Annotated in this window: 20 protein-coding genes; 8 read left to right on the forward strand and 12 right to left on the reverse strand. The window is 65.3% G+C overall.

The genetic code is table 11. The features are described 5' to 3' along the window. Nucleotides 1-167 precede the first annotated feature (167 nt). Nucleotides 168-494: a DUF1330 domain-containing protein gene (locus FJV80_RS29375; RefSeq protein ID WP_095774007.1), complete on the forward strand. Its 327-nt coding sequence runs from the start codon at nucleotides 168-170 to the stop codon at nucleotides 492-494. A gap of 121 nt (nucleotides 495-615) precedes the next feature. Further along, nucleotides 616-1,152 carry a hypothetical protein gene (locus FJV80_RS29380; protein ID WP_179300936.1) on the forward strand — a complete coding sequence of 179 codons (537 nt, stop codon included), beginning with the start codon at nucleotides 616-618 and terminating at the stop codon, nucleotides 1,150-1,152. Nucleotides 1,153-1,235: 83 nt separating this feature from the next. On the opposite strand, the gene FJV80_RS29385 is transcribed toward FJV80_RS29380, so the two are convergent. Then, nucleotides 1,236-2,306 carry a phosphatase PAP2 family protein gene (locus FJV80_RS29385; protein WP_095773757.1) on the reverse strand — a complete coding sequence of 357 codons (1,071 nt, stop codon included), beginning with the start codon at nucleotides 2,304-2,306 and terminating at the stop codon, nucleotides 1,236-1,238. Nucleotides 2,307-2,571: 265 nt separating this feature from the next. Then, nucleotides 2,572-3,021, reverse strand: coding sequence for an ester cyclase (locus FJV80_RS29390; protein WP_095773758.1), 450 nt, complete (start codon nucleotides 3,019-3,021; stop codon nucleotides 2,572-2,574). Between the two features lie 228 nt (nucleotides 3,022-3,249). Between FJV80_RS29390 and FJV80_RS29395 the strand changes: the two genes are divergently transcribed. Beyond that, nucleotides 3,250-5,349, forward strand: coding sequence for an EAL domain-containing protein (locus tag FJV80_RS29395; RefSeq protein WP_142878101.1), 2,100 nt, complete (start codon nucleotides 3,250-3,252; stop codon nucleotides 5,347-5,349). Here the strand turns inward: FJV80_RS29395 and FJV80_RS29400 are convergent, their stop codons facing one another. Next, nucleotides 5,350-5,541, reverse strand: a complete 192-nt coding sequence (locus tag FJV80_RS29400) for a hypothetical protein (protein WP_179295858.1) — start codon at nucleotides 5,539-5,541, stop codon at nucleotides 5,350-5,352. It lies immediately after the preceding gene. Between the two features lie 189 nt (nucleotides 5,542-5,730). On the opposite strand from FJV80_RS29400, the gene FJV80_RS29405 reads away from it, so the two are divergent. Further along, complete coding sequence (locus tag FJV80_RS29405) at nucleotides 5,731-6,456, forward strand: 3-keto-5-aminohexanoate cleavage protein (protein WP_142878102.1); 726 nt, start codon at nucleotides 5,731-5,733, stop codon at nucleotides 6,454-6,456. A gap of 13 nt (nucleotides 6,457-6,469) precedes the next feature. Here FJV80_RS29405 and FJV80_RS29410 read toward each other — a convergent pair whose 3' ends face one another. Then, nucleotides 6,470-7,984, reverse strand: a complete 1,515-nt coding sequence (locus FJV80_RS29410) for an AMP-binding protein (protein WP_246689078.1) — start codon at nucleotides 7,982-7,984, stop codon at nucleotides 6,470-6,472. Nucleotides 7,985-8,022: 38 nt separating this feature from the next. Then, nucleotides 8,023-8,838 carry a p-hydroxycinnamoyl CoA hydratase/lyase gene (locus FJV80_RS29415; protein WP_142878104.1) on the reverse strand — a complete coding sequence of 272 codons (816 nt, stop codon included), beginning with the start codon at nucleotides 8,836-8,838 and terminating at the stop codon, nucleotides 8,023-8,025. A gap of 122 nt (nucleotides 8,839-8,960) precedes the next feature. On the opposite strand from FJV80_RS29415, the gene FJV80_RS29420 reads away from it, so the two are divergent. Continuing rightward, nucleotides 8,961-9,425, forward strand: a complete 465-nt coding sequence (locus FJV80_RS29420; protein ID WP_142878105.1) for a MarR family transcriptional regulator — start codon at nucleotides 8,961-8,963, stop codon at nucleotides 9,423-9,425. A gap of 7 nt (nucleotides 9,426-9,432) precedes the next feature. On the opposite strand, the gene FJV80_RS29425 is transcribed toward FJV80_RS29420, so the two are convergent. The 3 genes from FJV80_RS29425 to FJV80_RS29435 all read right to left on the reverse strand — a co-directional run bounded on the left by FJV80_RS29425 (nucleotide 9,433) and on the right by FJV80_RS29435 (nucleotide 12,391). Next, the gene (locus FJV80_RS29425) at nucleotides 9,433-10,116 is read right to left on the reverse strand and encodes a YoaK family protein (protein WP_095773764.1); all 684 of its coding nucleotides are present in this window, start codon (nucleotides 10,114-10,116) and stop codon (nucleotides 9,433-9,435) included. Continuing rightward, nucleotides 10,113-11,246, reverse strand: coding sequence for an FAD-binding oxidoreductase (locus tag FJV80_RS29430; protein ID WP_142878106.1), 1,134 nt, complete (start codon nucleotides 11,244-11,246; stop codon nucleotides 10,113-10,115). The genes FJV80_RS29425 and FJV80_RS29430 overlap by 4 nt, the downstream gene beginning before the upstream one ends. 149 nt (nucleotides 11,247-11,395) lie before the next feature. Next, a complete protein-coding gene (locus FJV80_RS29435) occupies nucleotides 11,396-12,391 on the reverse strand; it encodes an ornithine cyclodeaminase family protein (protein WP_185975282.1) in 996 nt (331 codons plus the stop codon). A 128-nt stretch (nucleotides 12,392-12,519) separates the two neighbouring features. On the opposite strand from FJV80_RS29435, the gene FJV80_RS29440 reads away from it, so the two are divergent. Further along, entirely contained in the window at nucleotides 12,520-12,981 is a 462-nt protein-coding gene (locus tag FJV80_RS29440) for an Lrp/AsnC ligand binding domain-containing protein (RefSeq protein ID WP_095787620.1), read from the forward strand. 89 nt (nucleotides 12,982-13,070) lie between these two features. On the opposite strand, the gene FJV80_RS29445 is transcribed toward FJV80_RS29440, so the two are convergent. After that, nucleotides 13,071-13,580 carry a DUF2867 domain-containing protein gene (locus FJV80_RS29445; protein ID WP_095773767.1) on the reverse strand — a complete coding sequence of 170 codons (510 nt, stop codon included), beginning with the start codon at nucleotides 13,578-13,580 and terminating at the stop codon, nucleotides 13,071-13,073. A 165-nt stretch (nucleotides 13,581-13,745) separates the two neighbouring features. Further along, nucleotides 13,746-14,645 carry a transcriptional regulator GcvA gene (gcvA, locus tag FJV80_RS29450; RefSeq protein ID WP_142878107.1) on the reverse strand — a complete coding sequence of 300 codons (900 nt, stop codon included), beginning with the start codon at nucleotides 14,643-14,645 and terminating at the stop codon, nucleotides 13,746-13,748. 127 nt (nucleotides 14,646-14,772) lie between these two features. Between gcvA and FJV80_RS29455 the strand changes: the two genes are divergently transcribed. Together FJV80_RS29455 and add are read left to right on the forward strand one after the other, a co-directional pair. Then, nucleotides 14,773-15,477 (forward strand): SDR family oxidoreductase, encoded by a 705-nt coding sequence (locus FJV80_RS29455; RefSeq protein WP_142878108.1) that lies wholly within the window; start codon nucleotides 14,773-14,775, stop codon nucleotides 15,475-15,477. A gap of 168 nt (nucleotides 15,478-15,645) precedes the next feature. Then, a complete protein-coding gene (gene add / locus FJV80_RS29460; RefSeq protein WP_142878109.1) occupies nucleotides 15,646-16,638 on the forward strand; it encodes an adenosine deaminase in 993 nt (330 codons plus the stop codon). Nucleotides 16,639-16,676: 38 nt separating this feature from the next. On the opposite strand, the gene FJV80_RS29465 is transcribed toward add, so the two are convergent. Together FJV80_RS29465 and FJV80_RS29470 are read right to left on the reverse strand one after the other, a co-directional pair. After that, nucleotides 16,677-19,112, reverse strand: a complete 2,436-nt coding sequence (locus tag FJV80_RS29465; protein WP_246689079.1) for an EAL domain-containing protein — start codon at nucleotides 19,110-19,112, stop codon at nucleotides 16,677-16,679. Between the two features lie 163 nt (nucleotides 19,113-19,275). Next, a complete protein-coding gene (locus tag FJV80_RS29470; RefSeq protein WP_142878110.1) occupies nucleotides 19,276-20,556 on the reverse strand; it encodes a cytochrome-c peroxidase in 1,281 nt (426 codons plus the stop codon). Between the last annotated feature and the right edge of the window lie 44 nt (nucleotides 20,557-20,600).

Below are 20,600 nucleotides of genomic sequence, written 5' to 3' on the forward strand. Positions count from 1 at the left end.
ACCTCCCTCGAAGCTGGCCGAACATTAGGCCTTCATGAATGAAGCGGCCAGTACGGAAACTGTACCGCCCCAGTACAGATCGCGGACTGGTTGGCGAGGGGCCGGCCATGCGAGCCCTTTGGCCGGTCGCACGGGATAGCCCTGTGCGCCGCAACCAGGAGACGACCATGACTGCTTACGTTATCGCGGACATCAAGATGAAGGATCCGAAATGGGTGCCGGGCTACGCGGCCTCGGTGCACGACATCGTCCACAAGCATGGCGGCAAATATCTGTCGCGCAGCGGCAATGTGAAGACGCTTGAAGGCAAGCCGCTCGACACCACGCTGATCGCCCTGATGGCGTTCCCGTCGGAAGCGGCGGCACGCGCGTTCACCAACGATCCGGCCTATGCGCCTTTCGTTTCGGCGCGTCAGGGCGGCAGCGACAGCCGCTTCCAGCTGATCGACGATACCGATCTGGCCGGAACGATCCCGTATCTGCCGAAGGGATGATGCTTCCCGGCAGTCGTCACATCGATTTCGGGACCTCCAAGCAGCAACAGCCACAGCGCTTGCCTGCCGGGCCGCCGTATTTTCGGCGGCCGGCCAGCTGTGCTTTTTCAAGAAGAATGGAATGGATATGAAATCAAACTTTCGCAACAGGCTCGTCATGGCGGGGGCCATGCTGGCCGTCTGCGCCTCCTTCGCACAGGCGCATCAGGAAGCGGCCGGAGCCGCGTCCGGCCCCAATCCACTGGCCGACAAGGTGCGGGCCGCCAACAGCCGGTTCCTCGACGTCAAGGCGGCGACGGCCGAGGGCTACGCGCCCATACCCTGCGCCAGCGGCATCACCGGTGGCGCCATGGGCATCCACTACGTCAACGGCCAATACCTGAAGGACGACAAGATCGACATCGCCCGTCCCGAGGCCGTGATGTACGAGCCGATGGCCGACGGAACGCTCAAGCTGGTGGCGGTCGAATACATCACCTCGAAGGGGCCGGCGTCGCTGGACGGCCAGCTGTTCAACTTCAACAGCGCCCCCAACCGCTATGGCCTGGGTGAATTCTACGAGCTGCATGTCTGGGCCTGGAAGGGCAACCCGACCGGCACCTTCGCCGACATGAACCCGAAAGTGTCGTGCGAACACACGATGGCACCGAGCCAGTAGCCGGCAAGGTCAGGCGGCGGCAATGCCGCCTGATCTCTACCGAGAGACGGCGGGGTGGTTCGCCTGGCCTCGGCCAGGCCCGGTCATTGCGGTGCCGGTTCGGGCAGAGGCAGGCGCGTCCCGACGGTATCGCGACTCGCCTCGGGCAGAACGAAACGCCCGGTCAGGTACCAGATTAAGGATACGACAAGGATCGAAAGGTAGCCGTCCACGGCATAGTGCCAGCCGGTGTAGACCGAGCCGAACAAGATGAGTGCGGCGAAGGACCAGCCGGCGACGGTCCAGCGGCGGCCGAAGCCGCTCAGGAACAACGCGTTGAGCGTGACGAAGGCGACATGCATGCTTGGCATGGCTGAAATGCCGCCGCCCAGTTCGGGGCGGCCGCTTGTGTAGGCTGTGAGCAGATAGCTGGCATACATATGGACCGGCGCGGCGTAGCCGTTCCGCGCCAGGGCGGTCTGCAACCCGGCAAACCGGTCGCCACCGTAGAACTGGTCGTGAAATATCGGGCCGGCGGAAGACAGCGCCATGGCCAGAACGGTGCCGCACAGGATCGTGGTCAGCGCGAGCGCCCACAGATAACGCAAACGCGCTGCCGGGTTGTTCCAGAAGGCGACGAACAGCAAGGTGCCGAACCATTGCACGTGCCAGCCATATCCGTAGCCGATGAAGATGACAGCCGAAATGCGTTCGGGGACGACGCGGTGCACCCATGTCCAGGGATCGGCGCCATGCAGCCCAACATCAAGCTCCGCCAGTATGCGGTCGGCATAGAATGGCACGATGTCGGGGATGGCAATCTTGAAGGCAGTGAAGGCGGTAATGCCGAGAAAGGACAGCAGGATCACCGGTGCGGCGCCCAGCCAGCGCTGCCTGAGCATGTCGAGCATGAACCGCGTCGGGCTATGCCTGGCAAATGTCAGCGCCATCACGCCGAGGCCGGCCGCAAGAAGCATAGGCAGGAAGACGACGAATGGCTCCGCGTAGGATTGCGCCAGGTGCAGATAGCGGCCCGGCTGCAGGCAAAGCGCGGCCAGAGCATAGGCCAGGCACAGGGCGGTCAGCATCCACCCGCTCCTGGTCGCGGCGATGTCCAGGTCAAAAACGCCAAGCGGCCGGCGCTCGCCGTTCCGCTGCGCGGTGTGCGCACTCATTGAGGAAGACCCGCCAACTGCCCAAGCATTAACAGGGGTATTTCGCCGATGAAGTATTACCATTCAATTACACTTTGGGTTGATAAAAAATACAAATATTGGATGGTTATATTTCTTCCCTTTCCGTCAAGGATTCGTTGACGAAGATGTCATCGTCGAATGCAGAAGGAGCGACCGCGCCGAAGCGGTTTCCAAACCCGAAAGGTTGCCGGGCTTCGGCCGCAGTCGAAGCGGGCCACCGCCTGGCCGGCGATGGCCCTGTGGATCAGGCGGCCCTGATCAGGCCGAGATGGGTCAGCGCGGCGACGCCGTCGTCGAGGCCGATCTCCTCGACGATCCTGCCGTCGATCACTTTCAGCACCGTGGTGCCGGTGAAGCGCATGGCGCGGCCGGTAGCGGCAGGCAGCGAACCGGCGAGGAAATCGCCGAAAGCCGGGCCGGTATGCGTGCCGCCGCCCTCCCACTGGCCGACGACGTAGTCGCCCTCGGCGATGAGATCGGCGGTGGCCCAGAAGTTGAGATCCGGGAAGGCGGCGCGGAAATCGGTCATGAAGGCCTTGATGTCGTCTCGGCCCCGGCGCGGCTCGTGCAGCGAATATTTGAGCAGCATGTCGGGCGCGGCGATGTCGTCGACGACGGATAGGTCGCAGGTTTCACCCCAGAAGTCGGTGAACCATCTGACGACGACGGCCTTGTTGTCTTCCTGTTTGGTCATTGGGAGCGTCCTTTCGTGTTTGGCTGGGGTCATCCGCGGTGCCGCTGATGACCTTGGCCATCCCTAGGCCCATCGGGGGAGCGCAAAACTCCGGTTCTTGCCGGCCAATCGAAAGACGGGGCGCCAGGAATATTGCAGGCGGGAAGGCATGCCTGCCGCGTCCCGGTAACTGTTTCTTCTCTGGTTTTGTCGCAGATTGCCCGCAGGTGGAGCAGGCGAAAACAGACGATGACGGGTCAGGACAAGAAAAGTCGCAATGAAACGTTCTGGGCCACGGCCCTGGAGCGGGCCCATCTTGGCGTCTGGGACTGGGATCTTGCGACCGGCGACTGCTTCTATTCAGCGACCTGGGCGCGGATGCTGGGTTATGATGAGAGGGAGCTTGCCAACACCAGCGATTTGTGGCTGCGGCTCGCCCATCCCGACGACCGCGAGCGGGCGCTGGCCAGCGGCGACCGCCACATTGCCGGACAGACCGACGCCATCGAGACGGAACTGCGGCTGAAGCACAAGCAGGGCCACTGGGTGTGGGTGCTCGACCGCGGCGGCATCGTTGAGCGCGACGCGGACGGGAAGCCGCTGCGGCTGATGGGCGTGCAGACCGACATCACCAAACAGAAGACGGCCGAAGCCGAGCTCGAACAGGTCAATGTGCGCTTCCGCCTGGCGCTCGCCGCCAGCGGCACCGGCATCTGGCACCACGACATCGCCACCCACAAGAGCTATTGGGACACCCGCACCAGGGACATATTCGGCCTCGTTGCCGACACCGACGAGGTGACGGCCGATCTTTGGCACACCTATCTGCATCCCGACGACAAGGAAGCCACCGAGCGCGCCCACCAGCCGCCGCCTGGCTCAAGCGGCGTAACCGCCTCGCAATACCGCATCATCAAGCGCGACGGCGAGATCCGCCATGTCGAATCGCTGGTCCGCTTCATCGCCGCCGCGGGTGCCGCCGGCCAGATCCTCGGCACGGTGCGCGACATCACCGAGGACAAGCTGCGCGAACAGGAGCTGGCGTTTGCCGCCCGCCACGACGCGCTGACCGGCCTGTGGAACCGCGCCGCCTTCGACCGGCTGCTCGCCGAGCATATCGCGGCGGGTGCGCCGCTGGCGGTGTTCTATGTCGATCTCGACTACTTCAAGGCGCTCAACGATTTTGCCGGCCACGCCGCCGGCGACATGGCACTGAAGAGCGTTGCCGCCGGCATCCGCGCCTGCCTGCAGCCATCGGCGCATGCGGCGCGGCTCGGCGGCGACGAATTCGCGCTGCTGGTGCCGCATTGCGACGCAGCGCAGGCCGAGCGGCTGGCTGGGGCCATACTGGCGGCCGTGCGCGGCGCCGATCTGGGCTCTGCCGCGGCCGCGCGGCGGCTCGCGGCAAGCATCGGCATCGCCATCGTCAACGACCGGGTGACCACAGTCGCCGATGCGCTGGCCTGCGCCGACGACGCCTGCTACGCGGCCAAGGCCGCCGGGCGCGATCGCTTCGCGGTGTTTTCGGCCGAGGCCGCCACCGGCGGCCTCAACGCGGCGCGGCTCGCCGCCGACACGGTCGACGCCATGGAGGACGGAAGGCTGAAACTGTTCGGCCAGGAGATCCACCGGCTGGGCCGGCCCTGGCAGGAAAACCGCCATGTCGAGGTGCTGGCGCGGCTTGTCGGGCGCGGCGGCAAGCTGATTCCGCCCAGCGAATTCATCCCGGCGGCGGAGCGTTTCGGCATAGCCGCCAGGCTCGATCGCTGGATTATCCGCACCGCGCTGTCGCGGCATGGCGCGGCGATGAAGTCCGGCGCGATCACGCTTGGCTTCAACCTGTCGGCGCAGACGCTGAGCGATCCGGGACTGTGGGACTTCGTCGACAGCATCATCGAGGAGACTGGGGCGCCGCATTCCGGTATCGGCTTCGAGATCACCGAAACCGCCGCCGTCACCAATTTCGATGCCGCCGAGACGTTCGTGCGCAAGGCGCGCGAGCGGCGCTGCAAGGTCAGCCTCGACGATTTCGGCGCTGGCATGAGTTCGTTCGAATATCTCAGGCGCTTTCCGGTCGATGCCATCAAGATCGATGGCTCCTTCATCGAGCACATGGCCGAGAGCCGCTTCGATCGCGAGATCGTCTCGGCCATATCAGGCATTGCCCGCAGCGTCGGCTGCGCCGTCGTGGCCGAGAAGATCGAGCAAGCCGAGACGCTCGTCATGCTGCAGGCGATGGGCGTCGATTTCGGCCAGGGTTTCCTGCTGCACCGGCCCGAGCCGCTGGAGCGGATCGTCGCGCCTGCCATCGGGCCGGTAACCGCAGCACCGGCCCGCAAGGCGTCCTAATCAGATTTGCCGCACCATCGCTTGCGGAAATTCCAGCACAGCGGTCTCGGGTCGCCTGTGCTGGGCTTCCGCCACCGTCTCGATCAGGAGGTCGAGGGCCTCGCATGCCGAGCGGCTCGTCTCGTCATTGCCGCGCAGATAATGATAAGCGCGTTCGAGATGGATGCGGGCGGCTGAAAAATCGCTGGTCAATGGTTCCCTCCATGATCCCGCCCTAATTTATCTTGGCCGGCCCGGCGGAATGTGGGGTAAATATCCACAGGCGGTTTTTATTCAAATGCCGATTGATCTTGGCCGCGCTGTCAGGAGAGGCAGCGCGCAGCGCTTTGCCCTGCCTTGTCGGGCGGCTAGACTGCCACCTCCTTGTCCGAGGTGATATTGATGATCGTCCAGGCCTGCATCAACGGCGCGCGTCCGCGCGACTTTCATCCGAAGCTGCCGATGACGGCGCAGGCCATGGCCAGCGATGCGGCTGCCTGCGTCGCGGCCGGTGCCGGCGAACTGCACATCCATCCGCGCGACCCCGATGGGGGTGAAAGCCTGGCCGCCGTCGATGCGACGGTGCTGGCCGTGCGCAGGGCCTGCCCAGGCACGCTGGTCGGCGTGTCGACCGGCACGTGGATCGAGAACGATGTCGCGCGCACCCGCGCGGCGATCGCCGGCTGGCGCGAGCTGCCCGACTATGCCTCGGTCAATCTCTCCGAGGCCGACGCGCCCGCCGTGATGGAGCTGCTGCGCCAGCGCGGCGTCGGCATCGAGGCCGGGCTCGCCACGACAGAAGACGCCGAGCGGTTCGTGGCGCTCGCCGATCACGACCGGGTGCTGCGCATCCTGATCGAAATCGACATACCGGACCTTGTAGCGGCACTCGCCGAGGCAAACGGCATCGCCGCCGTGCTCGAGCACGCCGAAATGCGGCGGCCGATCCTGCTGCATGGCGTGGACGCCACCGTCTGGCCATTCGTCGAGCTGGCGCGCCAAAAGCGGTGGTCGACGCGGGTCGGGCTGGAAGACGGCAAGACGCTCGCCGATGGAACCGTGGCCAAGGACAATGCGGAAATCGTCGCGGCGGCGGTGGCGGTTTTCCGCTCCGCGTCCGCCGGCTGACCTGCGGTCTGCCTCAGCTCTGCCGGCGGGCCGGTGCCGTCCACGCGCGCAAAATGTGTTTCTGGATCTTGCCGGATGCGGTGCGCGGCAGCGTATCGGTGAGCAGGAACTCTTTCGGCACCTTGAAGCGGGCGATGCGCGCGCCGCAATGGCTGGCCAGATCGGCCGGATCGACGACGCATCCGGGTTTCACCACGACAAAGGCGCGCCCGACTTCGCCCCAGCGCGCGTCGGCGACGCCGATCACGGCGGCTTCGGCGATGTCGGGATGGTCGAGCAACACGGTCTCGATTTCGACGGGATAGACGTTCTCGCCACCGGAAATGAACATGTCCTTGCGACGGTCGACGAGCGTGACGAAGCCTTCCTCGTCGCGCCGCGCGATGTCGCCGGTGCGGAACCAGCCATCGGCGGTGAAGGCGCGCTCCGTCTCTTCCGGCCGGTTCCAATAGCCTGGCGTGATCGAGGGGCCGGAAAGCCATATCTCGCCGGGCTCGCCGGCCGCGACGTCGCGGCCATCGTCGTCGACGAGGCGCAGGCCGATCGTCGGCGCCGGCAGGCCGGACGAGCCTGCCTTGCCGGCGATGCGGTGCGCCTCGACCGGCATGCCAAGCACCGTGCCTGCCTCGGTCATGCCGAAGCCGTCGGCCATGCGCACGCCCTGGGCCAGCCACCATCTGATATCCGTGGCCGGGTTGGGCGCGCCGCCGGTGAAGATGGCGGTGAGCGCGGTCCAGCGCGACGGCGTGAAGTCGGGATGTTCACGCAGCATCCTGGCCATCTGCGGCACGCAGAAATAATGGGTGACGCCAAGAGCCGGATCGGCGAGGCGGCGATTGGTGGCGCCGGCATCGAAGCCGGGCGAGATCAACACGGTGCCACCCTGAAGCAGCGTCGGACGCAGGCTGGTGATGAGGCCGATGACATGAAACATCGGCGCGTCGCAGAGGAAGACGCTGGCATTGCCGACGCGGCCCAGCACGCCGAAATTGACCGCCGTGGCGAAAGCGTTGCGCTCGGTGACGATGACGCCCTTTGGCCGGCCCGACGTGCCCGATGTGTAGAGGATGACCGAGGGCGCATCGTCAGCGGGCAGGGGACGGCGCGGCGCCGGCGTCTCTGCCTCGACCGCCATCGCGAAGGCGGCGACATCGACAGGGATGCAGCGCCCGGGCAATGCTGCCTGCAGGACGGCGTCATGCAACAGCAGCACCGGATCGCAATCGGCAAGGATCGCCTGCTGTTCGGCACTGGCAAGCCGCCAGTTGACCGGCACGAAGATGGCGCCGAGCCGCATTGCGGCCTGCTGCAGGATCAAGAGATCGGCGCTGTTGCGGGCAAGCGTGGCGATCCGTTGCCCGGGCTTGACGCCGTAGCCGGCTTCGAGAACGCCAACGGCTCGCTGGATGGCTTCGTCAAGCGCGGCATAGGTCCAGCGCCGGCCGGAGGCCAGGTCGACGCAGGCAACACGATCCGGCTGCGCGCCGGCATGCAGGGCCACCGGGTCTGAAATCGTCAAGGCCGGCATGCGCATCTCCTCCCAGATTGCGTCGTTGGCTTATCGCGTCATCTGGCCTTGTCGTAAGCGCCGAGGCCGGGCTTGTAGCTCTTTTCGTCGATGAACTGGCGGATGCCTTCCTTGCGGCCCTCATTGTCGTGGGAGTTGGCCGCCTCCTGGGCGCGGACCAGATAGTCCTCGGCATTGTCGTAGGTCATTTCGCTCACGCGGCGGATGGCGTCCTTGGTCGCCTTCAGCGCGATCGGGTTCTTCTTCAGAAGGATGTTGGCGACCTCGGTGACTCGCGCCTTCAGGTCCGCCAGCGGCAGGCTTTCATTGACCAGCTTCCAGGCGGCGGCCTTCCTGCCGTCAATGAGTTCGCCGGTCAGTGCGTGATACATGGCGTCACGCATCGACAGCAGGTCGACCACCACCTTGGTGGCGCCGCCGCCGGGCAGGATGCCCCAGTTGATCTCGGACAGGGCGAACTGCGCCTCGTCGGCGGCGAAGGCGAGATCGCAGGCGAAGAGCGGGCCATAGCCGCCGCCGAAGCACCAGCCATTGACCATGGCGATGGTCGGCTTGCCGTACCAGCGCAGGCGCCGCCACCAGCCATAGGCTTCGGATTGCGCCTTGCGGACGGCGCCGAGCCCCTTGGCTTCGGTCTCGCGGAAATACTCCTTGAGGTCCATGCCCGCCGACCAGGCGCTGCCTTCGCCCGACAGCACCAGCACGCCGACATCGGCGCGGTATTCGAGTTCGTCGAGAACCTCCATCATGCGCCGGTTGAGCGTCGGGTTCATGCAATTGCGCTTGTCCGGCCGGTTGAAGCGCACCCAGGCGATGCCGTTCTCGACGTCGAAGGCAACGGTCTCATCGGTCATGGTCGGTCTCCTCCCGTTCCACCACTGCTATGGAAAATTGCTATGGGGCATAGCTATCTTGATTGCTATGTCGCATAGTCTTTTTCGCTTGACAAGAGCCGGCATCGCGGCGATCGGTTGGCATGGACGAAAACCAGCCTCACACCGTGCCAGGAATGATGTCCGACGACGCGCTCGATGTGCAGATCGGCTACAATCTCAAGCGTGCCTCGGCTTTCGCGCTCAATGATTTCACGGTCGAACTGACCGAGGCGGGCCTGCGCCCGGTGACCTATGGCATGCTGGCGCTGATCGATGAGCGGCCAGGCATCCGGGCCGCGGAACTGTGCCGTCTCCTGGGCATGAAGAGCGCCAACATGGCGCCGCTGCTGGCCGAACTGGAAGAGCGCGGGCTGGTCGAGCGCGACGACCATGCCGAGGACAGGCGCGTGCGGATGCTGACCCTGACGCCGGCGGCCAGACAGGCGATGCCGGGCTGGCGGCGACAAGTTCGCCGGCACGAAGACAGGTTTCTGCAAAGGCTGACGAAGAAGGAGCGGGCGACGCTGCTGCGCCTGCTGCGCCTGATCTGGACGGACGAAGGTTGAGGGCTGCCTATTTGGCTTCGCCGTCCGGCGCGGAAAGCCGCAGCAAGAGGGCGAGCAGCGCGATCACTGGCGGGACGATGAAGCACCAGACATTGGCGTAGGCAAAGCCGAGGGCAGCGGCCGCGCAGCCGGCGGCGAAGACGGCGACCGCCGCCGCCATGCGCCGCAGGCGGGCAATGAGCGCCGGGCGGGCTTCCGGGGCCGTGCCGCCGATGAGATCGGCGAGGTCGATCATGATCTGGGTGGTGGTGCCGGTCATCAGCGTCGAAGGCGGGGCGGCCGCCAGATGGACCCGGTGCACCGCGTTCTGGATCGCCATGGCGGCGACCAGCACCATGCCGGTGACGATGGCGGCCGCCCCGTCACCACTGGCGAAGGGACCAAAGCGGATCGCCAAGGCGGCGCCGACGACGAGCAGCGCCAGTTTGGTCGCCAGCAGCACTCCGAGCGCCTGATGTCCGCGCCGGCGCAAATGCTCGCCGGCCAGCCGGGTCAGGATGACGACGATGCAGAACACCGGGAGCGCCAGCAGCTTTGCCAGCACGCCCGAAATGCCGAGCACCAGCGAGGCGCCGAGGGTGACGAAATTCCCGGTCACGTGCGCGGTGAACAGGCCCTGCAGCGCCAGGAAGCCGGCCGTGTCGACATAGCCGCCATTGAGGCTCAGCAGCAGCGGCAGTGCTGGTTTCATGGCGTCGTCGCCGGGACCAGGAAACGGTCGGGCGCCAGCGCCGCGGCGGTGACGCCGAGTGCCGTGACATCCTCCGGCAGGGACTCGCCGCGCATCAGCGCCGCGCCCAGCCTGGCCAAGGTCAGCGACACCTGGAAACCATAGCCGCCCTGGCCGCCGAGCCAGAAGAAGCCAGGCAGGCGGGGGTCGAAGCCGGCGACCGGCGTGCGGTCCGGCGCGAAGGTGCGCAGGCCCGCCCATGGCGTCGACGGACGGCCGATGCGCATCGACGTCGCCTGCTCGATGCGGTCGACGGCGATGGCGACATCGATGTCTTCCGGCCAGGCGTCGCAAGGCTCGGAATCGGTCTCGTCGGCGAGCGAGCCGATCAGCCTGCCGGCATCGGGCTTGAAGTAGAATTGTTCGTGCAGGTCGACCACCAGCGGCCAGCTGGCGATGTCGGTGCCGGCGGGCGCATCGAACAGGAAAGCGGTGCGGCGTTTCGGCTGGAAGCCGAGGCCGGAGAGCCCAGCCAAGCCAGCGACGACATCGACCCAGGCGCCGGCGGCGTTGACGACGATGTCGGCCGGATAGACACCGGCGCTTGTCTGCACGCGCAGGCCGCCGCCGCCGGGCGAAATGGCGCGCACCTCCTCGCCGGTGCGAATTGCGCCGCCGCCGGCCTTCAGCGCCGAGGCGCAGGCCGCCAGCATCTTGCCGGTGTCGATATCCACGGCGTCCGGCTCATAGACGCCGCCGCAGGTGGCTTCAGTGGCGATGGCGGGAACCAGCGCGTGGAGCTCGGCCGCCGACAGGCGACGCACGCTGGGCACCAGCGCCTGCAATTCATCGGCCAGCTTGTCGATCGCGGCGCCGTCGCCTTTCCAGCCGACATGCAGCGCGCCGCGCCGATGGGCGACGAAGCCGCCCTCGACGATTTGCTGCCGGCTGGCCAGCGTCAGCGCGCGCACCAGCCGGTTGCCGTAGGTCTCGGTGAACAAAGCGGCGGAGCGGCCGCTGGCGTGGTAGCCAAGATGCGGCTCGCGCTCGAGGACGGTAACGGAGGCCCAATCCCGCACGGCCGCCGCAAGCGACAGGCCGGCAATGCCGCCACCGATGACGACGATTTTTCTAGGAGGATTCGACTGCATCCAGCAGTCGTAAAAATGATTTCGTATCCAGTCAAACGGCGCGACTTTCCCTCGGTCGTTCGCGCAACCATTTCTTCCCGTTCTACGGGGGGAGAAATGGCCGGCGGGGCAATGAGGGCAGCGCCGGCTCCGACGATCGACAGCGTCCTCTACAAGGTCACAATCCGCCCCAGTCCTCGCCGCACCGCCTCGCGATAAGCGAGATCCGCCGCCACCAGATCCTCCATGGCGACACCCATGGCCTTGTAGACGGTGATCTGGTCGGCGCTTATCCTTCCCGGCCGCAGTCCAAGCAGCATCTCGCCAAGCTCGGTTCCGGTTTGCGGATCGATGCCATCGAGTTCGCAAGAGCCGACCGGAGTAGGCGCGAAGGCGTCCCTGGTCTCGACGAACAGGCTGGCCCGGCCGACAAGCTCGACCGGCAGCTCGCCGCCGGGTGGTGCCACGCCCACCGACGAGACATGCGTGCCGGGGCGCAGCCATTCGGCCGAGATCACCGGCTGGTAGGAATGCGTTGCCAGGCACACGACATCGGACGAGCGCACCGCTGCCTCGAGATCGCTGACGGCGACGACGCCCGGATGCTGCGCTGCCAGCGCCCGCGCGTCCGCGAACTCCTTCGAGGCGACGCGGATCTCGGTGAAGTCCCGCACCAGCGGCAGAAGGTGCAAGTGCTGGCCGGCCTGCACGCCGGCGCCGACCACCGTCGCGACCCTGGCGTCGCGGCGGGCCAGTTCCCGCACCGAGAGCACGGCGGAGCCGGAGGTGCGCACGGCGGTGATATAGGTGCCGTCCATGACACAGACCGGCATGCCCGTTTCCGGGTCGAACAGATGGATGGTGGCGAGATGGCTGGGGATCGCCCGGGCTATGTTGCCTTCGAAGACGTTGACGATCTTCACGGACAGGTGCATGCCCGCCATCCAGGCCGGCATCGCCAGCGAATAGCCGGCCCGCGGAATGTCGAGCTGTGGCCGCGCCGGATTGACGATCTCGCCGCGGGACAATGCCTTGAAGCCCTCCGCCAACGCCTCGAGAAGCCGACGCAGGTCGATGCATGTTCTCACCTCGCCTTCGCTCAGGATGAGCACGGCCGTGTCGCCCTTGGTAAGGGCATTGCGGGAGGTCCGTATGGTCGATGTCATGGGATTTGCCTTGGTCGGGTTGCGTTGCCCGCCAACGGTATTGCCACTCGATAGTGCGATGAAATATGCTGTTTTCGCGATTTTTGCGTGATAATCGCGCTATCTGTGGTCAGAAAGTGTGAATTCAAATGGACGATCTCGACCGCATCGACCGCTCGCTGTTGCGCTTGCTGCAGGAGGATGGCCGTCGCACGACGCTCGATCTGGCCCGCCGCGTCGGCCTGTCGCCGACCGGGGCGGCGCAACGCATCAAGCGGCTGTTCGCCGAAGGCTTCATCCGGGCGGTTCGGGCCGTTCTCGACCCGGCCCGGATCGGGCAGGCACAACTCGTCTTCATCGAAGTGCGGCTCGATCATACGGCGCCGCATGTCTTCGACCGTTTCGCCGAGGCGGTCATGCGGGCGCCCGAGATCATCGAATGCCACATGGTGGTCGGCGGCTTCGATTATCTGGTCAAGGCGCGCATCGCCGACATGGCGATGTTCCAGGATTTCCTGCAGCGGGTGATCCTGCCGCTGCCCGGCGTCAGGGAGACGCACACCTACGCCTCGATCGCCAATGTGAAGCCGGACGCGTTGCTGCCGATCTAGGACGTGGACTTATTGGCGCCGAACCGTAGCCTGGACGCCATACGCCCGAAAGCAGACGTAGCGAATCTGGTCCGGCCGGCGGCGCGACCTCACAGCTCGGCTGGCCAGCCCGATCGCTCGGCTCGACGCAAGGACGATTTTACGATCAGGCGATGGAAAGGCGCAATTCCCGCGATATAGGCCCGCCCTCCCAAATGATTGAAGGTCACGACCGTTGTGGCGACAAGCCGGCGGCACAAAGCGGACTCTTCAACCAAGACGGACAAACGGAAGTCGAGATGGCGATCATCCTCGCCAAGAATAATCTCATGACGCCGCCGATCGTAGACCCGAAAGAAATCAATCCTGTCGGTCGCAACGTCATCGCGCAACTCAGACGATGTCTTAAGACCAAACCCCGCAACCAAAGTGTCCCTGAGAGCTATCAGCCAGCCAACCCACCGCGCCTGACCCATCAGCATATGGGCGGCGAGGCGTTCGGCGTCGCCCGTCGCATGGCTCGGCAGATCGATCGCGAATGCGTCAGCGAAGCCTGCCTCGGCATAGAGAGGCCTAAGCGCGGAATGTTGCGGCAAATCGACTCGAGCAACGCGCGTCATGGATGGTCCGCCCCGGACTGAATGGAAGCGAAGAGGTGGTGCACTGCAATAGCACGAACGGGCTCTCCATCAAACGTATCACGGAACTTCTGCTGTTGACCCTTCCGCGACCTCGGGCAACGTCCGCTCTTCCGCGGTCGGCAAGCTGCTAAGTGAGTACACGCCCTAGACCGGCGGCCGTTCCCCCGCGTCCAGCAGCCATTGCCGCACGGCCTGTGTCGGTTCGGGGTGGCGCTGCTTTCGCGGCATCACGACATGAAAATCCTGCGTGCCGCGCATTTCGCCGCTCACCGGCTGGACCAGGCGGCCGGCGGCGAGGTCGGCGGCGACGAGGAAGCGGCTGGCCAGTGCTATGCCCTGGCCGGCGATGGCCGCGTCGATGGCGAGGCTGGTCTGGTTGAAGCGCATGCGCTTGAGCTCGGCCGTCATCTTCAGGCCGACTGCCTTTTCCATGAATTCGGGCCACAGATTGTGCGCGTCGTGCAGCAGCACGTGATGCTGGATTTCGGCCGCGGCGATTTCGGTTGCGCCGGCCGGCAGCAGGGCCGGGCTGCAGATTGCGACGATCTGCTGGGGAAACAACAGGTCGACGATCAAGCCGGCGCCGAAAGGCGGGCGGCCTTGCCGCACGGCGATGTCGACGCCGTCGGCCTGGAAACTCGACAGGCTCTCGCTGGCCAGCACACGCAGGTCGACCAGCGGATTGTCGGCCATGAAATCCTGCAGCCTTGGGATCAGCCATTTGGTGGCGAAACTCGGCGTCACGCTGATCGTCAGGCGTGCCGGCGCGGGACGCAGCAGCAAGGTTGCCTCCGAGATCAGGTCGAAGGCGCGGCGGATGTTGGGCACATAGGCGCGGCCCTGATCGGTCAGCGCCAGGCCGCGCGGCAGCCGCTCGAACAGTTTCGTGCCGAGATGGGTCTCCAGGCCGCGAATGTGCTGGGCCACCGCGCCTTGGGTCACGTTCAACTCCTCGGCGGCGACGCGGAAGTTGAGATGGCGCGCCGATGCCTCGAAGGCGCGCAACGCATTCAGCGGCGGCAGGCTCAGGAAGGCTTCAGGCATGCAGGAGTTTTTCTACTGGTTGATTTCAGGCATTCTGGTTCGAACCGAGCGGCAGAACCAGCTATATCACCGTTCAAATCCCGAAAACACCGGTTGCGGTGCCCGCCAACCCTGAGAGGAAAATCCAATGAGTGTAGAAAAAGTGGCTGTCGTCGTGGCCGGTGGCAGCGGCATGGGGGCGGCGGCGGCCAAGCGCCTGGCGGCGGATGGGTTCAAGGTCGCCATCCTGTCCTCCTCGGGCAAGGGCGAGGCGCTGGCCAACGAGTTGGGCGGGCTCGGCGTCACCGGCTCCAACCAGTCGAATGACGACCTGCAGCGCCTCGCCGACCTGACGCTGGAGCATTTTGGCCGCATCGACGTGCTGGTCAACAGCGGCGGCCACGGGCCGCGCGCGCCGATCCTGGAGATCACGGACGAGCAGTGGCGCACCGGCATGGATGTCTATCTGATGAACGTCATCCGGCCGGTGCGCATCGTGGCTCCGCAAATGGTCAAGCAGAAGGGCGGCGCCATCATCAACATCTCGACGGCCTGGGTCGCCGAGCCGAACGCGATGTTCCCGACTTCGGCCGTGTTCCGCGCCGGAGTGACCGCCTACACCAAGATCTTCGCCAACACTTATGCATCAGACAATGTGCGCATGAACAATGTGCTGCCCGGCTGGATCGACAGCCTGCCGACCGTCGAAGAGCGCCGCGACAACGTGCCGATGCAGCGCTACGGCACGATGGAGGAGGTCGCCGCGACGATTGCGTTCCTGGCGTCCGAGGGGGCGAGCTATATCACCGGCCAGAACATCCGCGTCGATGGCGGTGTTATCCGGGCGCTGTGAGGCGTCGACCGGGCTTGGGTTCCTCGCCTCCAGGGAAGTGGGCGAGGAACGAGGTTCGGGGAGGTGCGGCCATTCTCGCGGCCGATGCGCAATTCTTTCAATCATTTCTTGAAGCCGGCACCAGCCGTTTCATGGTTTGATGATTCCGGCCAAGAGGGGGAGGCGTCATTGACCGATTTCATCGGACTGCCGAAAGCCGAAGTGCACATCCACATCGAGGGCTGTTTCGAGGCCGACGATGTGATCAGGAACTGCCAGCAAGCCGGCATTCCGCTGCGCGCGCCACGCGACAGGCTTTTCGAAGCCCATGATCTCAAGAGCTTCCTCGAGATGCTCGACTGGTTGTGCGGGACTTTTCGTACGCGCGAGCAGCTCGCCATCGCGGCCTACAAGTTCGCGCAGCGCATGGGCCGAAGCGGCGTGCGCTACGCCGACGTCATCGTCAATCCGACGCACTGGCCGCACTGGCACACGGACGTTGCGGGGATGATCGACGCGTTCGATGCGGGTTTCGCGGCCGCCGAACAGGATGGGCACCCGCCGGTCGGGCTTTGCGTCAGCCTTCTGCGCACCCAGTCGGCGGCGGAGGCGATCGAGCTGGTGGAGTTGCTGGGCGGGATCAGGCACAGGCGTGTCGTCGCCCTGTCGATCGACGGCAACGAAGCGGCTGCCGGCCGCACCGGCCCGCGCTTTGCCGAGGCGTTTCGCCGGGCCGGCGCGGCGGGTTTGCGGCGCACCGTCCATGCCGGCGAGTCGAGCGGCCCGGAAGGTGTTCGCGACGCCATCGACCTGCTGGGCGCCGACCGCATCGACCACGGCGTGCGGGCGATCGAGGACCCGGAACTCATCGACTTGCTGGCGCAGAGGCAGATTCCGCTGGGCATCTGTCCGGTCTCCAATCTGGCGCTCGGCGTCTATCCCTCGCTTGCGCAACATCCGATCGATGCCTTGCGCAAGGCCGGTGTCCCGGTCTCGATCAACACCGACGATCCGTCGCTGCTCGGCACCACGCTCGAAGCCTCCTACGCGGCCTGTGCCGAGGCTTTCGCCTGGGACGACGAAACCATCCGCCAGCTCGCCGCGACATCGGTGCAGGCGAGCTATGCCGACCCGGCGCTCAAGGCGCGGATCCTGACCGATCTGGCGGCCTGGCGGAGCTAGGGGCCGCTGCCGATTTCGCCATCGTGCCGTCTGGCAGATTACGCGGTCAGGGCTTCCGGCTGGTCGAAAAGCGCATGAAGCTCGGAGACCGGCATAGGGCGGCCAAAATACCAGCCCTGGACATCCGTGCAGCCATTCTCCTTGACCAGCCTGTACTGGTCCTCGGTCTCGACGCCTTCGGCGGTCGTCGTCATGCCAAGTGTGGTGCCGAGTTCGGCGACGGCCTTGACGATCGCCCGGCTTTCATTGCTCTCGCACATCAGGCTGACGAAGCTGCGGTCGATCTTGATGCGGTTGAACGGGAACGACCTGAGATAGCTCAGCGAGGAATAGCCGGTGCCGAAATCATCCATGGCGATGGAGATGCCGAGGTCGCGCAGGCTGTACAGCGTGTTCAGAGTGTTTTCGTTGTTGGCCAACAGCACCGACTCGGTGATCTCCAGTTCGAGCCGTGACGGCAGCAGGCCTGACGCGGCGAGCGCCGCGGCAACCTGAAGCGACAGCCCCTGCTGTTTGAACTGGGCCGGCGAAAGATTGACCGCAACCTTGACGGGCTGGGGCCATTTCGCGGCGTCGGCGCAGGCACGCCGCAAGATCCACTCGCCAAGCGCGTCGATGGCGCCTGTCTCCTCGGCCAATTGGACGAACTCCGACGGCGCCAGCAGGCCGAGGCGCGGATGGTTCCATCGCACCAGCGCTTCGAAGCCGGTGAGCTGCGAGGTCTTTGCGTCGTGCAGCGGTTGATAATGCAGGACGAACTGTTCCTTCTTCACGCCGAGCGACAGTTCGGATTCGAGTTGGCGCCGCTCCTGCAGTCTCGCGTCCATTCCCGGCTCGAACGACCTGCAGGTGCCGCGGCCTTCCATCTTGGCCTTGTACAAGGCAAGGTCGGCATTGCGGATAAGGGTTTCCGAATTTTGCCCGTCGTCGGGGAAGACGGCGATGCCGATGCTGCCGCCGATGTTGATCTTGTGGCCCTGGATGGAGAATTCGTCGGACAGGGCATGAATGACACGGCTTGCCAGCACGCCGGCCTCGTCATTGCCGTCGAGCAGGAGCTGAAGGATGACGAACTCGTCCCCGCCAATTCTGGCCACCATGGCGGTTTCGCCGGCATGGTGTTTCAACCGCTTCGCTACCGCCCCGAGCAGCTCGTCGCCGACCGGATGGCCGAGCGTGTCGTTGACCGGCTTGAAACGGTCGAGATCGACGCAATGGACGGCCAGCTTCTCGTCGTCCCTGAGGCTTCGCAATGCCTCGTCCATCGTGTCGGCCAGGAGGCCCCGGTTGGGCAGGCCGGTGAGAATATCGTGCGTGGCGAGATGCTGAATCTGGGCGGTGCGTTGCTCGACCCGACGCTCAAGGGTCTCGGCGGCCTCGACCTGCATCGTCATCGTGCGCCCGATCGCGTACCAGCAGGCCAGCGCCAGCAGCGTGACCACCGCGACCGCCGCATAACCGGCCAACTCGAATTCACGCACGGACTGGACGTCCAGGTTGTCGTCGAAGCGGCTGTTGGGGAACCCGGCCCAAAGACGCCATGCGCTCCTGGGATCGTTGAGCGAGAGCGGGATGACTTCGGAATAGATCAGATTGGGGTCGGCCGCCGTGAAGGCACGGGAATCCGCCGCCAGGGCTGTCGACATCTTGTGCTGGTCGGATTCAAAGCCGTAGCCTGAATTGACGATGACATAGTCACTGCCCGGCAATAGTTTCCGCAGCGCCGAGGTAAGCATGATCGCCGAAACGGAGCCGCGCAGGCTGCCATCCTGGCCGAAGACAGGGACCGAAAGGATGAAGCCTGAGCGGTCGGCATCATTGCCGGTGTGGATGAAATCGGTGTTGTCGCAGGTGATGAGCTCCTTCGTGCCGATGATCGGCACGTTCAACCCGTCGATGGCGCTCGAATTCGGATAGTTCGTCTTCAGCCAGGCGAGTTGTTTGGCCAGCTCGTGGTATTCATAAGTCTCGACCTCTTCCGGCGGGCGGGTCAGGGCATTCTCGTCCAGCTTCGCGTGTTCGGCGCCGCCTGCTGCATCGGATCTCGCCTTGGCATTCACGATCAACTGGTCGAACTGGAGGATCGGCTCCTCCAGTTTGCCGGTCGCGGCATCGAAGCGGTCCGGATCGAAATCCAGCGGCAGGAAGTAAACCTCGGAAATCGAGACGTTGTTGGCGAGGTTGTTGTAGATCTGCTGGATCGTCGCGCGTCCCTCATCGCCAAGGTTCGTGCCATGCCGGTCGAGGTTACGCACGCTCGGCAGATAGCTCAGGGTGCGCACATTCTCGTAGACGGCCCGCAAGGCGTCTTCGACGGTCTTGGCGGCCGCTCTGGAAGCTGCCTGGGAGTTCTCGACGTAGCGCTCCTTGGCCAGCGCGAAGTTTCGCTGGGCATCGATGTGCAACGCCGCCAGCGTCGCCGCCCCGGTCAACAGGATCACAACAAATCCGGCCGCTCGCCTGAATGCGTTCATCTGCGTCCCACCATCGAGTGACGAGGAATATCGCAAGGCGGTTTAGGAAGCGCTAATGGGATGTGTCTTTCTTTAGCGGTCCCAGGCGTTGCGGCGCATCCAATCCGGCAAGATCGAGGCACCTTCTTTTCACCGGCGTACAGGCCAAACCGGGCAAGGCGGTTCAGTTCGCTGGCCCCGCCCGCTGGTCGGCGTCGGTGAGCGTGCCCAGGAAGGCGACGATGTCGTCGATCTCGGCGTCGTTGAGCGCCGGTCTGTCGCCGGGCTTTTTGCCGTCGAAGGGCGGATCCTGATTCAAGTTTCCCCAGTAAGCCTTTGGCAGATTGTCATATTTCCTGACCGTGCCGTCGGCATTCCTGGGGTACCAATGGCCGGGATCGGTGTCGCGGCTGGCGTAGAAGGCGACCGCGTCGCGCAGCGTGTGGAAGGCGCCATTGTGAAAGAAGCTCTTGCGCAGCGCGACGTTGCGCAGGGTCGGCGTCCTGAACAGGCCGCAATATTCCGTCCGCGCCTTGAAGTCGGTGCGCAGCGGGCCGCACAGGCCGAGATCGGCATAGGCCGGGTCGGCATTGGCCGGAATGGCGGCATTGCGCGGCACGGCGATGGCGATCAGGCCGAAATCGGTGAATTGCGGCGGCTCGCCGTCATTGGCCGGTTCGCTGAGATGGCAGCTGGCGCAATTGCCTTTGGTCTCGTCCTCGAACAGCGCGCGGCCGCGCAATTCCTGCGCTGTCAGTTGCGCCTTGCCGGCGAGGAAGGCGTCGTAGCGGCTGGAATAGGGATAGAAATCGGCAGCGCTCTGCTCGAAGGTGCTGAGCGCCTCGGCGGCGGCGTCGAAGGCATCGCGCGCGCGGTCGAACACGTCGTCGCCGAAGGCCGCCTTGAAGTCGCCGGCATAGGCGGCCTTGCGCAAGGCGGCGGCGACGGCGGCCTCATCCTTGTTGGCCATCTCGAAGGGCGAGAGCAGGGGAATTTTCGCCTGGTCCTTGCCATGGTCGGCGCGACCGTCCCAGGTCAGGCCGCCGGTCGGGCCATTGTCGACGCTCTCGTCGCCCTCGTCCTCGGAATCGTAGAAATGCTCGGTGAAGGCAGGCGCCGCCTGGAGATAGCGCAGCGACGGCACGGCGCGCACGCCCGGCCGGTCGAGGTTTGGACCGCCCATCTCGACGGGTGCCGCAGACGTCGGACCGAAGGCATGGCGCGGGTCATGGCAGGACGAGCAGGCCTGTCTGCCGGAGGCCGAGAGAGCGGGATCGAAGAACATTTTGCGGCCAAGCGCGGTCAGCGCCTCGGCTCTGGCGAAGGCATCGGCGCGCGATAGCGGGCCGGGATGGACGCTGCCTGGTGCGGCGCGGACAAGGCTTGCCGGCAAAGCGATGGCAAGGCCGAACAACGATGCGGCGGCGGCCGCGATCATCAGGCGTTTGCCTCGTCCTGTCGTCATGAATTCCATGTCCATTTCGCTCAGCAGTTAGGTTCGCACTGCAA

Source organism: Mesorhizobium sp. WSM4310 (assembly GCF_007003935.1).
Lineage (GTDB): Bacteria > Pseudomonadota > Alphaproteobacteria > Rhizobiales > Rhizobiaceae > Mesorhizobium.

Excerpts from the sequence above, each read along its gene's own strand:
- FJV80_RS29375 (WP_095774007.1), top strand. The coding sequence starts at position 168 with ATGACTGCTTACGTTATCGCGGACATCAAGATGAAGGATCCGAAATGG.
- FJV80_RS29380 (WP_179300936.1), top strand. The coding sequence starts at position 616 with ATGGATATGAAATCAAACTTTCGCAACAGGCTCGTCATGGCGGGGGCC.
- FJV80_RS29385 (WP_095773757.1), bottom strand. The coding sequence starts at position 2,306 with ATGAGTGCGCACACCGCGCAGCGGAACGGCGAGCGCCGGCCGCTTGGC.
- FJV80_RS29390 (WP_095773758.1), bottom strand. The coding sequence starts at position 3,021 with ATGACCAAACAGGAAGACAACAAGGCCGTCGTCGTCAGATGGTTCACC.
- FJV80_RS29395 (WP_142878101.1), top strand. The coding sequence starts at position 3,250 with ATGACGGGTCAGGACAAGAAAAGTCGCAATGAAACGTTCTGGGCCACG.
- FJV80_RS29405 (WP_142878102.1), top strand. The coding sequence starts at position 5,731 with ATGATCGTCCAGGCCTGCATCAACGGCGCGCGTCCGCGCGACTTTCAT.
- FJV80_RS29410 (WP_246689078.1), bottom strand. The coding sequence starts at position 7,984 with ATGCCGGCCTTGACGATTTCAGACCCGGTGGCCCTGCATGCCGGCGCG.
- FJV80_RS29415 (WP_142878104.1), bottom strand. The coding sequence starts at position 8,838 with ATGACCGATGAGACCGTTGCCTTCGACGTCGAGAACGGCATCGCCTGG.
- FJV80_RS29420 (WP_142878105.1), top strand. The coding sequence starts at position 8,961 with ATGGACGAAAACCAGCCTCACACCGTGCCAGGAATGATGTCCGACGAC.
- FJV80_RS29425 (WP_095773764.1), bottom strand. The coding sequence starts at position 10,116 with ATGAAACCAGCACTGCCGCTGCTGCTGAGCCTCAATGGCGGCTATGTC.
- FJV80_RS29430 (WP_142878106.1), bottom strand. The coding sequence starts at position 11,246 with ATGCAGTCGAATCCTCCTAGAAAAATCGTCGTCATCGGTGGCGGCATT.
- FJV80_RS29435 (WP_185975282.1), bottom strand. The coding sequence starts at position 12,391 with ATGACATCGACCATACGGACCTCCCGCAATGCCCTTACCAAGGGCGAC.
- FJV80_RS29440 (WP_095787620.1), top strand. The coding sequence starts at position 12,520 with ATGGACGATCTCGACCGCATCGACCGCTCGCTGTTGCGCTTGCTGCAG.
- FJV80_RS29445 (WP_095773767.1), bottom strand. The coding sequence starts at position 13,580 with ATGACGCGCGTTGCTCGAGTCGATTTGCCGCAACATTCCGCGCTTAGG.
- gcvA (WP_142878107.1), bottom strand. The coding sequence starts at position 14,645 with ATGCCTGAAGCCTTCCTGAGCCTGCCGCCGCTGAATGCGTTGCGCGCC.
- FJV80_RS29455 (WP_142878108.1), top strand. The coding sequence starts at position 14,773 with ATGAGTGTAGAAAAAGTGGCTGTCGTCGTGGCCGGTGGCAGCGGCATG.
- FJV80_RS29465 (WP_246689079.1), bottom strand. The coding sequence starts at position 19,112 with ATGAACGCATTCAGGCGAGCGGCCGGATTTGTTGTGATCCTGTTGACC.
- FJV80_RS29470 (WP_142878110.1), bottom strand. The coding sequence starts at position 20,556 with ATGACGACAGGACGAGGCAAACGCCTGATGATCGCGGCCGCCGCCGCA.